The organism is Bacteroides sp. An51A (assembly GCF_002161565.1).
Lineage (GTDB): Bacteria > Bacteroidota > Bacteroidia > Bacteroidales > Bacteroidaceae > Phocaeicola > Phocaeicola intestinalis.
This window is the reverse complement of sequence record NZ_NFIC01000007.1, coordinates 212,776-226,674: the sequence shown is the minus strand read 5'-3', so window position 1 is coordinate 226,674 and position 13,899 is coordinate 212,776. Positions and strand designations below refer to the sequence as shown.

Below are 13,899 nucleotides of genomic sequence, written 5' to 3'. Positions count from 1 at the left end.
CTACCTCCCCATACGCAAGTCACTTATCTCCCGGTTCATCTCGGCCTCGAAATTGCGTATCGCCACATCCCTTGGCGTGTCCACACCCGGTTTGAAATAAGGTCTGGGCGGACCGCCGAACCGTTCGCCGTAGAACTCCGGCGCATGATGACTGTGCTTTATCCCGTGTACGACACCGGTCGTGACGACGGCTCCGGCTGTCAGGGCGGCGAATATCTTCACACCGAGGTCTTTCCGGGCTTCGGGGCGCATCTTCATGTCCACTTCGCTGAATATCTTCGAAAAGAGCTTCATGCGGTGGTAGTCATCGACCGCCAGGAATTTGTCATAGTCCTTCTGGCTGATTTCGTGGCTGACGACCTGCCCGTCGATGACGGCGGTCATCCTGTACTTGCCCTCAGCCTCTGCCGGATAGACGGCTATCTCGCTTACTTCCACTTCGCGCCCATGACGTCCTTCCTTATACCAGCCCCGGTTCTCGTTGAGATAGTAGAGATCCCTGCCGTCAATCACGGCTCCTTCGGACATCTGTTCCTCGGCAAGTCCCTGTTGCGGTTGTTCTTCAAAAAGCGTTTGTTCCTGCTGTTGGTGCCGTGCCAGGTCTTCCTGCACTTCCGGATGCAGGCCGATACTGATGCGCCGGTCGCTGTCCAGGGCTTCCATCGTCACCTTGTCCCGGTAGTCCGCTGCGATGATGTTATTGAGAAGCTCGATGCGTTTCTCTACCGGATGTTCTTCAATGGAGTTGGAGGTCAGCACCGCCGTCTCTTCCGCTGTCAGGTCATAGACGAAATCGGCGGAAACCGACTCCGACTGCACGGTCAGCGTCCGCTGCTCCGCATCCACGATAAGGCCGTGCGAGGACAGGCACTCCTGCCATTTCTCGTTGGAGAAGTACACGGGCGAGCTGACCAGTTCCTTGTAGGGCTTGGCCGGCTCGCTGCTCCGTTCCCGGGTGACAAGCGGCGTGATAACGCTTTGCAGGTTCTGTAAGACATCCGCAGGTTGCGCCGCAATCTCCCTTTGGTCACCTTTATAATAGAATCCGTAACCGCCGGATTGCAGCTCTCCGGGCTTCATCCGTCCGTCCCAGCGTTCGGCGACAACGGGGCCGGGATAAAACAACTGCCCACCGACCCTGCGCAGGTGAAAGCCCCATTGCTGGCGGGGCGTCCATCCGAGGAACGGGGGTGGCAGCCCCCTCCACCCGGTGCGTCCGTATTCGCCGATACCGATGCGGTATCCGTGAAGTCCCATCGCGACACGGCCGTTGGCGTTCCGGGCATGGACGAAATCTTTGGGCATATAAAAGTCATTGCCGACAATGCTGGTAAACACATTGTAGGCTTTCTTGTTGGCCGTATTCGTACCCCAGTCGGTCAGTGCCAGCATCTGCCGCTCCGTGATGGGATAGGCAAGCAAAGGCGAGTCATGCCCCTGCACGACCAGGCTGTAGCCTGCGCCGTCAGGCACGATATGGGCCTGCATACCGTTGCGCATCAGGATGTCGCGCATCTCCGGCTGCAGATCCATCGCCCGTGGGTTGGTATTCTTTCGTATCGCCATTGTCTGATGATTTGGATTGTCTGTGATAGATTAAGCGTCTCCGTTTTCGAGGGCATATTCAAGTTCCCTGTCCTTGAAATGGACAAACTCTTCCGCCGACGGGTCTCCGACTAAGAAGTCGTTTTCCTTGCAGTAAAGAAGATACTCTTCCTGCCATTCGGCCGAGTGGTGATTGACAAAATCGAGCCAGCCGTATTCGCCGCTCTCCAGCTTCTCTATAAGGATGTCCTCCGGATAATACTGTTCTTTGTGCATGGTCGTGACGGTTATAAGGGTTATTTGTGAAGGGCTGCGGCACGGTTGCGCTCGGCGCTTTTCTTCTGTTCGTTCCACATTTCTTCAGTATAGTCGTCTTCGGAGACATAATTGAGGTTGCCGTCATCGTCCATGACCCAGCACCCGTAGCAGCCGAAGGTGTATTTATCCCATTCCCGTCTGGTCTGCTCGCGCCATTTCTCTCCATCGCCGTGGCAGAAGCGGATACCCGTCCTTGTATTGAGGTCGATGCCCACGGTGACAGGCTCGTCATCAACGACAATGGTCAGCGGTTCTCCGTGTTGCAGGCTGTTGACCTCTGCCGTGCCGAGGTGAAGTTCCTCTGCGGCCACCTGCAGATTGCGCCCGATGATGGGGGTAGGCACGGAAAGCACCTGCTTCGTCTCCGGGTCTATCTGCACGAATGCCTTGCTGTGGCGTCCGTCGGAGGTCTCCACGTCAACGATGACAGCCTTGCCGTCGAGTAGCTGTTTCTGTTGCGCCTCGCTGTATTTCTCCAGCGGGGAGGATTTCAGCACCGGATAGAATACCACGTCCGCCTGACCGTCGTCCCTGCGGATAAAGGCGATGCGTGTGCGACTTTCAAAAGTCTCACCGTTCTCACCGGTCACCCGGACAGGAAGCACAGGCGAATGCTTTCCTTGGCAAATGTCCTCAAGGACATACATGGGGAGATCCTCTATCATTTCTTGTGTAAGCCCGAATTTGGACAGTGTTCCAAACGGCAGTTCCGTCAAATCAAATCGTACTTGCTTCATATTATAAAATCAAATTCTAAATCATACTTTGCAAAGATAGATTGAATTTATTGTGACAGGCAAATATATGGAATAATAAGTAGTTGAAATATACTATTTTTATGATTAGAATATGATTTCGGCTTAAAAATCATATTCTAAACAGTTAAATAATCATATTCTGATAAGAAATGGATTAGGATATTTGCACAGGGTGGATACGCCTTGTTACCTTTGCAGCATGAAAACAAAAAAATGGATGATGCTGGCTGCCGGTGTCATTATGACCACGACACCGCTTTTTGCACAGTTCAATACGGTCATGCCCGGTAGGACGACAGGTGTATCGGAATCTGTATCGCTGAAAGACGACGATATGGGGAACCGGCAGGGAAAGGCTTTTATGGAAGGATGCCTGTCTGAGGAAAAAAGCGCACCGGCATCGTCAGGCGAAGCCGGAAAGGAGAAATGGGTGCAACGCTATCTGAGCGTGTGCTATCCGCTCCGTAAGATGAAGGTCAATTCGCCATACGGGTACCGGACGGATCCATTTACCGGAAAGAGGAAGTTCCACAACGGCATAGACCTGCACGCGCGGGGTGACAAGGTGCTGGCCATGATGGAGGGCACGGTGATCAAGGTCGGACAGGACAGGGCTTCGGGAAAATATGTGGTGTTGCGGCACGGTGAGTTCACCGTCAGCTACTGCCATCTCTCGCGGATACTGGTCGGCAAAGGGGCTGTTGTCCGTCCGAGGGATGCGGTCGGCATTACGGGAAACACGGGACGCAGCACCGGCGAGCATCTGCACATCACTTGCAGGCGCAACGGGAAGAGTGTGAATCCGGCTAAGATTTTCAATTACATCAAAACCACACGGGAGAAATGCCTGGCGGCATTGGCAGAAATGTCATAAGACCTATGGCTCGTGCGTGATGGCGCGGACGATATGTCCGCCCCATACATGGGCCTTTATCAGGAACAGCGGCGGAACCGTAACGGTCTTTCCGTAGAAGATGGCGGCCACCACTTCGCCGCCGCACCGCTCTATCTCTTCCTTGTAGTCGGTAAGGCTCTGGCCGCTCGTGAACACATCGTCCACGATGATGATTCTTTTTCCCTTGATGTCGCCTGTAATATTGTAGTTTCTTTCAAGGATGCGTTCGCTGCCCTTGCACTCGTGCAGGCTCTCGCGTTCACTGTGTACATCGACATCATACAGTCCGGAGGTGAGTTCCTTCCGGTGGGTCGTGATGTACCAGTCGAGCCGCTTGAACCGCTGGCCGTATTTTATCCAGTTGCTGCATGGCATGAACATGACATGACAGGAAGCGGTGTCCACCGGCAGGGCGGCCATACAAGCCTTGAAGAAGTCGATGCCGTGGTTCTCTCCCTCTTTGAAGGCATAGAGAGTACGGCAGAACCCACGCTGTTCTTCGTCAAGCAGCCTTTTGTAGCGTGACGGATAATAATGGCCGTAGAACGTCACGCTTATGCCACGGAAACGGAAAGGCTTGAGCGGATGCCTGTCCTCGTAAAAATCGGGATGGGCGAAGCAGAACATACGGCAGGCATCCCTGTGTCCGGCCATCACAGCCAGACGGCAGTGGCGGTCACGGTCCTCGGCTTTATCGGCGAGCAGGGCAGCGGCAAAAGCGGCTTCCCCGGCTTTCTTCCGCCAGTACCCGGCCAGACAGGACAAGCCTATCGCTATGCCGACCAGTATCAGGAAGAGCAGCCTCGGTTCCATTACAATTCAAGTGAATTGTCCTTCAGCAGGAAATCATAAATACTGATGGTTGTAATACCTACTTCATCTCTTGTTACAGGACTTTCTTCACCGATGACAATAATTTTCTTGAACGAATCGTCCACTTTCAGTAGGGATGCCCGTTCCTGTTTTATCTTCTCATCAGACTCCATTCGGTAAGCCGACTGTATGTAGTACCGCCTGCTTCCCAAGTTGCAGACGAAATCGACTTCAAGGCTGGAACGCTGCTGCCTGCCGTTTTCATCAGTCACAACAACCGGAACGGTACCTACATCCACATTGAACCCACGTATCCGTAATTCATTGTAAACCATATTCTCCATCAGATGACTCCTTTCTGATTGACGGAAATTGATGCGGGCGTTGCGCAATCCCAAATCCATGAAGTAATATTTGTAAGGGGAGTTGATATATCGCTTTCCTTTGATGTCATAGCGGGTGGACTTTTCAACCAAAAACGAATCGATCAGGTAATCGATATATTCTTTGACCGTATCATAAGAGATGCTTGACTTCTTCTCGCTCCGGAAAGTGTTCGCCAGTTTGTTCGGGTTTGTCAACGCTCCGATACCGGAAGCCATGATGTTGATAAGTTCCTCCAGGTCATCGTCCTTGCGTATCTCATAGCGGTCTTTGATGTCTTTGATATAGGTCTCGTCGAACAAGGATTTCAGGAATTTCGCTTTCTGTTCTTCCGTATTATATGACAATATCTGCGGAAGACCGCCATATAGCATATATTCATTGAAGCCGGCCTGGATACTGCCCGGATAAACAGACATGTATTCACCGAAACTCAAAGGGTACATTTTCACTTCAAAACCACGCCCCCTGAACTCTGTGGCTATATCCTTGGAGAGAAACTTTGCATTACTGCCTGTTACATACACATCTACATTCCGCATCCTTAAAAAGCCATTCAGGACATCCTCAAACTTATCGAGCATCTGTACCTCGTCAAGCAGAAGATAATACATGGCGTCATCCGCAATGCGGCTTTCCATGTATGCGTACAGATTATCGGGATTTCTCATTTCCCGATTCTTATAGTCTTCCAGATCCACTTTTATGATATGGTCTGAAGCAATGCCCTCATTTTCAAGCCATGAAGCGAATATCTCAAAAAGAAGATAGGACTTGCCGCATCTGCGCATACCCGTTATGACCTTGATCATACCGTTATGTCGCAGGGAAACAAGTTCATCCAAATATTTATTCCTTTCTATATGTGCCATGCTAATCGAATTTTATGTCAGTTTATGACCGGTTTTTCGACTACAAAAATAACTGTTTTCATTCGCACGGCAAAATCCTAATCGGAAAAACTGTCATTGATGACACATTTTTTGGTTAGAATATTTTTTTGAGAAAGCTTCTTGCCTAATTATACTCTTTTACCACGTGTTGCACCCATTCAGCCCTGCAACCTTCAGGGACTTATTTTGCTGCGAAAGTATCCGGCCGTCACAATCCTGCCAATGCCGGCATACCGCTGGGGCGTGAAAATCTTCCTCTCCGTTGTCGAGCGTATTTTCCCGTCCGGGCCTTGTCCGGTTGCTTCTTGCCGCCTTTCCGATGCAGAAAAATAACCCCGACGGTCGCACATAGGGCGAGCAGAGGGAAAGAAACAAACTGATGTTGAACATTAAAATTGAAAGATTATGACGGAAGAAATCAGGCAGAACGGCTGCACGGTGCTGGCAAGTTGCAGCGAACACGCAATCCCTATGATTTTCAACAATCTGTGCGGGAAGAACTTTTCGGGCAAGGAATACCGGGACTATATCCGGTATATAGCACTCGGTGAGATGGGCTTCAAACCCGGACGTATCGAACTTTACAGGGATGGAGAACTATTGAAGTCTGGCTACATCCCCAAATTCTGACCCATGTTTTTAATAACGAATGACCATTAAATCATAAACAAATAACTTTATAAATATGGAATTGACTAATATTCATCCGGCAGAAGCCTATCTCCGTAACGAACAGAACCCATCGTTTTTGTATATCAGGATTTACGGGGAGCGTAGGAAATTATTTATCAACCGGGGTGGTGAAAATGCCATCGGTATCATTGCCAAGGGAAAGCGCAAGCGTGGCTACATCTTTACAGACTGGGACAACATCGAAAAAATCTACGCCCCCTCACAGGATAATGAAAAGGACAGGAACAGGAAACTACTCCTTAAATACCAGCGGCTCGCACGCCTTGCCACACATACCAACAACTGGCTCCGGAAAATTGCCGCAGCCGACCCGGAAAAGTCCCTGTATGAGAACCATATTACGACAGGAACAGTAATTGACGGAATGTGCATCAGTCTGGCAAGAATTGAAAAGTATTGCGGCAGCACGAGCATGGCCCTTTTCAGAAAGGCATTGAAAGATGGCAAAACTTTCTCTACCAGTCGTTTTGATTTTTGCGGTTATGACGGTACGCTTTGGTGCGAACCGGATGGTGAGGGAGGCATGAAGGCTGGCTTCAGCAAGGAATACCGGGATTGTGGAAACGGTTATTACTATTTGCTTATCAATGACAAGTTCATGATTGGGTACGACATCGACTAATCCGTCGGAACAAAGCTAAGCCGTGTCGGGCAGAATGGCCCGGTACGGCTTTTTATCTTTCCGGTCTGCCGACAGCAATGGCCTTTATACTTTTCCATTCCCTTTTCTACCTGCCGGGCATCCTCCCTTTTCTATTCCGGCGTTTCCGCCCCATTCAGCCGTGCGACCTCCTGGGGAACTATTTTGCTGCAAAAGTAACCGACAGTCCCAGCCTTTGCCAATGCCGGCAAGCCGCCGCAGGGGTGAGCCGGGAAAATCTTCCTCTCCGCTGTCGAGCGTATTTTCCCGTCCAGCCTTGGCCGGGTGTTCCTGCCGACTTTTCGGAGCAGAAAAATAATTCCCGGCGGCCGCAAACAGGCCGAACAGAGGGAAGAAAAATAAAAGGTTAAGCTATGAGTTACAACAGATTGAAATCACTGGCGGCAAATGTGGCCGCCATAGAAACAGCGGTGACTGTCCACAAACAACGCAGGAAAGCCACACAGGAAGAGAAACAGGTATTGGCGCAGTATTCGGGCTTTGGAGGTGTCAAGGAAGTGCTGACTATCGGAACGCAAATCCCCATGCCCGAAGAACTGGCGGAGCAGACAAACCGCTTGCAGGAGGTTTTGAGAACTCTTGCAGGAGGGAGCGAGGGGGATTACGACCTGCTGATGAACAGTATAAAGGCTTCCGTGCTGACTGCGTTCTATACGCCGGATTTCCTCATTGAAGCCGTCGCAGGTCAGATACACACCACATTCAGGGAGAACGGACTGCAGATGCGCAGCTTCCTCGAACCGAGCGCAGGCATCGGAGGTTTCCTGCCTGTGGCTATGGGCGGCACACACAGCTACGCCATTGAAAAGGACATCATTACCGGGCTTGTGCTTTCTCTTTTGCATGATGAAGCAACCACCGTGACAGGAGGGTTTGAAGCAATAGACAGGCAGGAGCTGGAGCATCGGAAATTCGATGTCATTGCATCCAACATTCCGTTCGGCAATTTCCGTGTGTTCGATACGGAATTTTGGAAGAAAGGCGGTATTTACGAACAGGCCACCAAGACCATACACAACTACTTTTTCGTCAAGGCGATGGAACTGCTTAACGAGGGCGGACTGCTGGCTTTCGTCACTTCAAGGGGCGTAGCCGACACGCCGGGCAACAAATTCGTGAGAGAATACCTTGTCAGCCATGCCGACCTTATCAGTGCGGTAAGGCTTCCCGACACGCTTTTCATGCAGACGAGCGGTATCGAGGTGGGCAGCGACCTGCTCATATTCCAGAAGCACATGCACAAGGCATCCCTCTCGCTCCGGGAGAAATATTTCCTGCAAGTCACAAAGGAAAATGTAAATGCGGACGGTGCGATGACGGAATATGCCAACAAACTGTTTTCCATGCCGAAAACCGTGCTGGCAACAGACAGCCGCATCGTGAAGAACCAATACGGCAAATATGTACGCAAACATCACTGGCTCGGCTCTGATACGGCAATGGCACAATACCTTTCCGCTTTGGTTAAATATGACTTTGACAGATATTTCCACAAGAGCCTTTTCATCGGACAGGACGATGCGCCTGTACAGATGTCGCTTTTCGGTGGGGCGGTTGCCGCCGTGCCGGACAAAGGCAGGAGGGCATACACCGGGGATATGCCCGGATGGATGAAAGAGGGGGCGATAGTGCTGTTCGAGGGACAGGTAGGAACGCTCCGGTTCCGCAGGTCAAGCCACTACGAGGAAACGGCGGTGGATTTCGTGCCGTTGGACGAGGGCAAGGTCAATGTGGAGAGGACGGCGGACTACTTGCCGCTCCGTGAGGCGTATTTCGAACTTTCAACGAAAGAGAGGGAGCAAGAAAAGGAACAGGCGGCTTTGCGTGAAAAGCTGAACACCCTGTATGATGCCTTTGTCACCAAGTGGGGATATTTCCACGAGAACGACAACAGGGATTTCATCATGCAGGACAGTCTGGGCATGGAGGTCTATACCATTGAAATGCAGGTCGGCGACAACATCTTCAAGTCAGACATCATGCGTGAGCCTTTGGCTTTCAAAAAGATAGACACAGGTGTAAGACTGGCACCGTTCGAGGCATTGGCAAGCAGCCTCAATTTCTACGGCAGGGTGGATATGGGCTACATTATGCAGTCCACAGGCACGGATTGGGAAGAAGTCATGGAAGCTCTCAAAGGGGAGATTTTCTACAATCCCGTTGCCGGATGTTGGGAGCATAAAGGAAAGTTTCTTGCCGGGAATGTCGTAGCCAAGCACAAGGAAATGGCTTCATATATTCCCTCTTTATGCAACACCGAAAAGGAATGGACGGAGGCATCCGTGAGGGCGTTGGAGGAAGCCATACCCGAAACGATACCTTACGAGGAGCTTGACATCAACATGGGCGAGCGGTGGATTGACACAAAGATATACGCCGATTTTGCGGCGGAGCTGTTCGGCGTGGAAGCCGAGGTGATGTATTTCGATGTGAACGACACCTACCTTGTGAGGCTGAAAGGCTATTCTCCGGCGGCGTACAACACCTATTCCGTGCGGAATTACAACGGTGAAGACCTGTTCGTCCATGCCTTGCACGATACCGTGCCGGAGATAACGAAAGAGATTGATCGCAACGGCGACAAGGTGCGTGTGCCGGACGAGGAAGCCATACAGGAAGCCGCCACCAAGATACAGGAGATTAGGGAGCGGTTCAACGAATGGCTCGACAGGCAACCGTTGGAAGTCCGGGACGAACTGGTAAGGGTCTATAACGAGCGTTTCAACTGTTTTGTAAGGCCGCACTATGACGGTTCGGCGCAGACCTTTCCGGGGCTTTCATTCGAGCACTTCGCCTACAAGGAGCTTTATCCCTCGCAGAAAGATGCTATCTGGATGATTAAGCAGAATGGCGGCGGTATCTGCTGGCACGAGGTGGGCACGGGCAAGACGATGATAATGTGCGTGGCGGCTTACGAAATGAAGCGTCTCGGACTAATTAGGAAGCCGCTTATTGTCGGATTGAAAGCCAACGTGCACGAGATAGCCGACACGTTCCGCAAGGCTTATCCGTCTGCCAAACTACTCTATCCGGGCAAGGAGGACTTCACGCCTGCCAACCGGAAAGAGGTGTTTGCTAAAATCAAAAACAATAACTGGGACTGCATCATCCTGACACACGACCAGTTCGCAAAGATACCGCAGTCGGAAATAACCATGATGGAGATTTTCTCCGAAGAACTTGCCGATGTGGAGCGCAGCCTTGAGGTATTGGAGAACTCCACCATGCGCTACCGCAGCAGGCAGATGCAGAAAGGACTGGAGAAGCGGCAGGAGAATCTGAAAGCGAAACTCGCCGAATTGCGGATGAAAATCAATGAGCGGAAAGATGATACCGTGGATTTCCATTCAATGGGCATAGACCATATTTTTGTGGACGAATCGCACATGTTCAAGAACCTCATGTTTCAGACACGGCACACGAGGGTAGCGGGCATCGGCAACACCAAAGGCTCGCAAAGGGCGATGAATTTGCTTTTTGCCATCCGTGACATACAGCACCGTACAGGCCATGACCTCGGTGCGACATTCCTCTCCGGCACGGTGGTCGTCAATGCGCTTACCGAGCTGTATGTGATGTTCAAGTACCTGCGTCCTCATGAGTTGAGACGGCAGTCCATCAGTTGTTTTGATGCGTGGGCGGCGATATTCACGAAGAAAACCGCTGATTACGAGCTGAACGTGACAGGCTCAATCAAGCGCAAAGAGCGTTTCCGTACCTATATCAAGGTACCGGAACTGGCGATGTTCCTGCGTGAGATTACCGACTTCCGCACCGCCGACATGATTAACCTCGATGTGCCGCAAAAGAATGTGCGTTTCCTGTCATACGCCCCGACCATCGAGCAGGAGGAAATGATTGGGCGGCTGGTCTCCTTTGCGCATAGCGGACAATGGGAGGATTTGGGACTTGACATCCCCGAACCGGACAACCTCGACAAAGCGAAGATGCTCGTTGCTACCAATGTGGCACGCAAGATGGCTCTCGACATGAGACTGCTCGGAGACAAGTTCCATGACGATGCGGACAACAAGGCTTCTGTCTGTGCAAGGACGGTATATGACTATTATGTGCGTTCCAATGCCAACCGTGGTACGCAGTTCATATTCAGCGACCTTTCCACCTACAAGCCGAATGAGTGGAACATCTACACCGACATCAAGGACAAACTGGTGCGGCTCGGTATTCCGGCGGACGAGATACAGTTTATCCAGTGCGCCCAGACCGAGAGGGCGAGAAAGAAGCTCTTTGCGGACATGAACAGCGGCAGGGTGCGTGTGCTGTTCGGCTCGACTTCCATGCTCGGCACAGGTGTGAACGCCCAGCAACGGGCGGTAGCGGTGCATCATCTTGAGGTTCCCTGGAGGCCTGCTGACTTGGAACAGCGCAACGGCAGGGCGGTACGCAAGGGAAACACCGTCAAGCTCTGGGGCGGCAATGTGGTGGATATAGTCATCTACGGCACGGAGAAGACGTTGGATGCCTACAAGTTCAACCTCTTGCGTAACAAACAGATGTTCATCAATCAGATTAACAACGGCACGATTGCCGTGCGCCGCATTGACGAGGACAGCATAGACGAGGACAACGGCATGAACTTCGCAGAGTTCGTGGCCATCCTTTCCGGGAATACCGACCTGTTGAACAAGGCGAAACTCGACAACAGGATTATGCAGTTGGAAAAGGAACAGGCGATTTTCAAGAAAGAGCGCATCCGTGCCGAGCACAAGATTTCCGCCAACAGGCAGGACATCGAAAAGGCGGAACGGTTCATCGCCCAGGTCAATGCCGATAGGAAATACATCACGGCTTACACCGGAGAGCGGACGACCCTGCTGTTGAACCTGCCGCAAGCCACGGCAGAAGAAACCGGGCGTGAACTGCACCGCATGGCGAAAACATACCGCAGCGAGGCATACGCCACCATTGGCAGCTATATGGGGATGAACCTGCTGGTACGCAGCGAATACGACTTTTCCGGGACATTCGACCGCAACACGTTCTATGTCGAGGGCAGAAGCGGATTGAAATACCGTTGCGGCGTGTCGGGTGCGTTGCCGCTGGGGTTTGTCGAGTCGGCGCAATATCCCAAAACCACATTAGACAAACTGCCGGGCATCATCGACAATCAGCGCAAGAAAATCGAAAAACTGCAAAGCGAGCTTCCCACCTTGCAGGAAATCGTCAGCCGCAAGTGGAGCAAGTCGGACGAACTGGCAAGGCTCCGGCAGGAATGCAGGGACTTGCAGCGGCGGATAGACGAAGCCCTCAAGGAAGCGGAACAGAAACCGCATCCGGCACAGGAGGACATCGACAAAGCTGCCTGACCGTAATTCATATTTTAACCTTTACTCCCTGTCCGGTCGTGATGGCCGGGCAGGTTTTTCTGTAGTACGCTCGGCATGAGCATTGTCTAACGGGTGTAAGTCCCGAGTGAGCCCTAATAGCGGGAATCACATAGCCCAAGGCAAGGGTGTCCATCGCGAGGTGGAATCTGAAGGAAGCCGGCGGCAAACATCTGGTCTAACGAACAGAAACTTCATACAAGGCATTTGACCGTGGGTAAGGTTTCTACACAAACCAAAGCCCGATAGCTATTCGGAACGGTCGGTGTAAATGAAGTAGGCATAAGATGGAAAGACAATGCCCTTATCCGAGGAGGTCTCACGGACGCATGGCGAAGACGTACCCATTCGATGTGCCCTGACGGAGTAAAGCTTGCCGTGAGAAGTCAGCAGAGGTTATAGTACCTAAGACACGTGTGTCTATGGGGAAGGACCGAATCGCGCAGTGCAATAGTAAATGACTGCTACCCTTGAGACTCTTTTGTAGTCAGATGTCCGAAAGGAGCTTCCCTACTCACCACGATAGGACGGAATCCGACAATAGAGTAGGAGTGACGCTAGTCCGAGGGATGGCTGAAAACAACTTGCCACACATCGTGAGATGAGAAAGCGCGAAACCGCCGTATGCGGAACCGCTTGTACGGTGGTGTGGGAGGTCGGTAAATGTGAAAGTAGGAGGCAAATGCCTTTCTATGATTAGCATTTACCTCCTACCCGATTGGTATGCCCTGTGCGGCCCGCCCTGCCTTTATAGGCCGGCATCTGCCTTTTTTATCCTCCTTTTCCCTTTTTATCTGTAATAAGCACTGAAAATCATCAAATTGCAAGAGAATCACCCTGTTTTACATCCAAGAATGTTAAGTTGAGTGTTTTATTATTTCCACCGATTCTTAAAACCATCCTCTGCGTATGGCGGGCACATGGTAATATACTGTTTTTGAATCCATCATATGATTAACTCCATTTCTATGCAATTCCAAATCTCACCGAGGCAAGTGTAGCTTTCTGTCTCTTCTCTTTGAACTTGCTTGAGCCCTGCGGCTTCATAACAATGTATTGCAGATGGATTATTTTCAAATACACCAAGCGTTACTTTAGTTGCGCCTAATTCTTTGTGGGCATAATCAATAGCCATACCGACAAGCTTTTTGCCCAGACCGAGACCTCGCTTTTCATCATCAACTATTACGAATCCAAGTCGCCATTCTGAATTTTCAGGGGTTGGCTTTCTGAGTGTTATATAACCAATGACTTCCGCAGCATCAACCATAGTAAGAGCAATTGATGAATGTCCGTCTATGTATTTGTCATGATGTGAGTTAATATCATCTGCTGTGACAGGATAACGCGAATACCTGTCGGCACACCATTGACGCATTTGATACTCGCTTTTCAGCCATCCGGCAATAATATTTGCATCATCAGGATGGAATTTTCTTAATCGCAAAAGAATCTCGTTGCTCATATTCTATTGTTTATCTCGCTCCTCAGCCCAACAGAGCGGATTATTAAATGCAGAAGCGTGGACTGCAACGCAACACTTAGTTTGTAGGAAACCTTTGATACAAATGTGACAATAATAACCCACGCTATG

At 51.0% G+C, this 13,899-nt stretch carries 10 protein-coding genes; 4 read left to right on the top strand and 6 right to left on the bottom strand.

The features are described 5' to 3' along the window. From B5G04_RS14935 to B5G04_RS14925, 3 genes are read right to left on the bottom strand one after another with little or no spacing between them, the layout of a single operon-like run. Positions 1-1,566: a hypothetical protein gene (locus B5G04_RS14935; protein WP_087397923.1), complete on the bottom strand. Its 1,566-nt coding sequence runs from the start codon at positions 1,564-1,566 to the stop codon at positions 1-3. Between the two features lie 30 nt (positions 1,567-1,596). Continuing rightward, positions 1,597-1,821, bottom strand: coding sequence for a hypothetical protein (locus tag B5G04_RS14930; RefSeq protein WP_072544709.1), 225 nt, complete (start codon positions 1,819-1,821; stop codon positions 1,597-1,599). A 20-nt stretch (positions 1,822-1,841) separates the two neighbouring features. After that, the gene (locus tag B5G04_RS14925) at positions 1,842-2,600 is read right to left on the bottom strand and encodes a DUF4099 domain-containing protein (protein WP_013616478.1); all 759 of its coding nucleotides are present in this window, start codon (positions 2,598-2,600) and stop codon (positions 1,842-1,844) included. A gap of 220 nt (positions 2,601-2,820) precedes the next feature. Here B5G04_RS14925 and B5G04_RS14920 point away from each other — a divergent pair, with 220 nt between their 5' ends. Then, the gene (locus B5G04_RS14920; RefSeq protein ID WP_052306014.1) at positions 2,821-3,495 is read left to right on the top strand and encodes a M23 family metallopeptidase; all 675 of its coding nucleotides are present in this window, start codon (positions 2,821-2,823) and stop codon (positions 3,493-3,495) included. Between the two features lie 3 nt (positions 3,496-3,498). On the opposite strand, the gene B5G04_RS14915 is transcribed toward B5G04_RS14920, so the two are convergent. Then, positions 3,499-4,329 carry a phosphoribosyltransferase family protein gene (locus B5G04_RS14915; protein WP_013616480.1) on the bottom strand — a complete coding sequence of 277 codons (831 nt, stop codon included), beginning with the start codon at positions 4,327-4,329 and terminating at the stop codon, positions 3,499-3,501. Further along, positions 4,329-5,585, bottom strand: a complete 1,257-nt coding sequence (locus B5G04_RS14910) for an ATP-binding protein (protein WP_013616481.1) — start codon at positions 5,583-5,585, stop codon at positions 4,329-4,331. The genes B5G04_RS14915 and B5G04_RS14910 overlap by 1 nt, the downstream gene beginning before the upstream one ends. A 426-nt stretch (positions 5,586-6,011) precedes the next feature. On the opposite strand from B5G04_RS14910, the gene B5G04_RS14905 reads away from it, so the two are divergent. The 3 genes from B5G04_RS14905 to B5G04_RS14895 all read left to right on the top strand — a co-directional run bounded on the left by B5G04_RS14905 (position 6,012) and on the right by B5G04_RS14895 (position 12,287). After that, the gene (locus B5G04_RS14905) at positions 6,012-6,236 is read left to right on the top strand and encodes a hypothetical protein (RefSeq protein ID WP_087340858.1); all 225 of its coding nucleotides are present in this window, start codon (positions 6,012-6,014) and stop codon (positions 6,234-6,236) included. 55 nt (positions 6,237-6,291) lie between these two features. Beyond that, on the top strand, positions 6,292-6,921 hold the full coding sequence (locus tag B5G04_RS14900; RefSeq protein WP_072544706.1) for a hypothetical protein: 630 nt from the start codon (positions 6,292-6,294) through the stop codon (positions 6,919-6,921). Positions 6,922-7,313: 392 nt separating this feature from the next. After that, on the top strand, positions 7,314-12,287 hold the full coding sequence (locus B5G04_RS14895; protein WP_087397922.1) for an N-6 DNA methylase: 4,974 nt from the start codon (positions 7,314-7,316) through the stop codon (positions 12,285-12,287). Positions 12,288-13,251: 964 nt separating this feature from the next. Here B5G04_RS14895 and B5G04_RS14890 read toward each other — a convergent pair. After that, complete coding sequence (locus tag B5G04_RS14890) at positions 13,252-13,770, bottom strand: GNAT family protein (RefSeq protein WP_013616485.1); 519 nt, start codon at positions 13,768-13,770, stop codon at positions 13,252-13,254. Positions 13,771-13,899: the final 129 nt, after the last annotated feature.

What these genes read in the sequence shown, in the direction of transcription:
- B5G04_RS14935 (WP_087397923.1), bottom strand. Translation starts at nt 1,566, where the DNA reads ATGGCGATACGAAAGAATACCAACCCACGGGCGATGGATCTGCAGCCG.
- B5G04_RS14930 (WP_072544709.1), bottom strand. Translation starts at nt 1,821, where the DNA reads ATGCACAAAGAACAGTATTATCCGGAGGACATCCTTATAGAGAAGCTG.
- B5G04_RS14925 (WP_013616478.1), bottom strand. Translation starts at nt 2,600, where the DNA reads ATGAAGCAAGTACGATTTGATTTGACGGAACTGCCGTTTGGAACACTG.
- B5G04_RS14920 (WP_052306014.1), top strand. Translation starts at nt 2,821, where the DNA reads ATGAAAACAAAAAAATGGATGATGCTGGCTGCCGGTGTCATTATGACC.
- B5G04_RS14915 (WP_013616480.1), bottom strand. Translation starts at nt 4,329, where the DNA reads ATGGAACCGAGGCTGCTCTTCCTGATACTGGTCGGCATAGCGATAGGC.
- B5G04_RS14910 (WP_013616481.1), bottom strand. Translation starts at nt 5,585, where the DNA reads ATGGCACATATAGAAAGGAATAAATATTTGGATGAACTTGTTTCCCTG.
- B5G04_RS14905 (WP_087340858.1), top strand. Translation starts at nt 6,012, where the DNA reads ATGACGGAAGAAATCAGGCAGAACGGCTGCACGGTGCTGGCAAGTTGC.
- B5G04_RS14900 (WP_072544706.1), top strand. Translation starts at nt 6,292, where the DNA reads ATGGAATTGACTAATATTCATCCGGCAGAAGCCTATCTCCGTAACGAA.
- B5G04_RS14895 (WP_087397922.1), top strand. Translation starts at nt 7,314, where the DNA reads ATGAGTTACAACAGATTGAAATCACTGGCGGCAAATGTGGCCGCCATA.
- B5G04_RS14890 (WP_013616485.1), bottom strand. Translation starts at nt 13,770, where the DNA reads ATGAGCAACGAGATTCTTTTGCGATTAAGAAAATTCCATCCTGATGAT.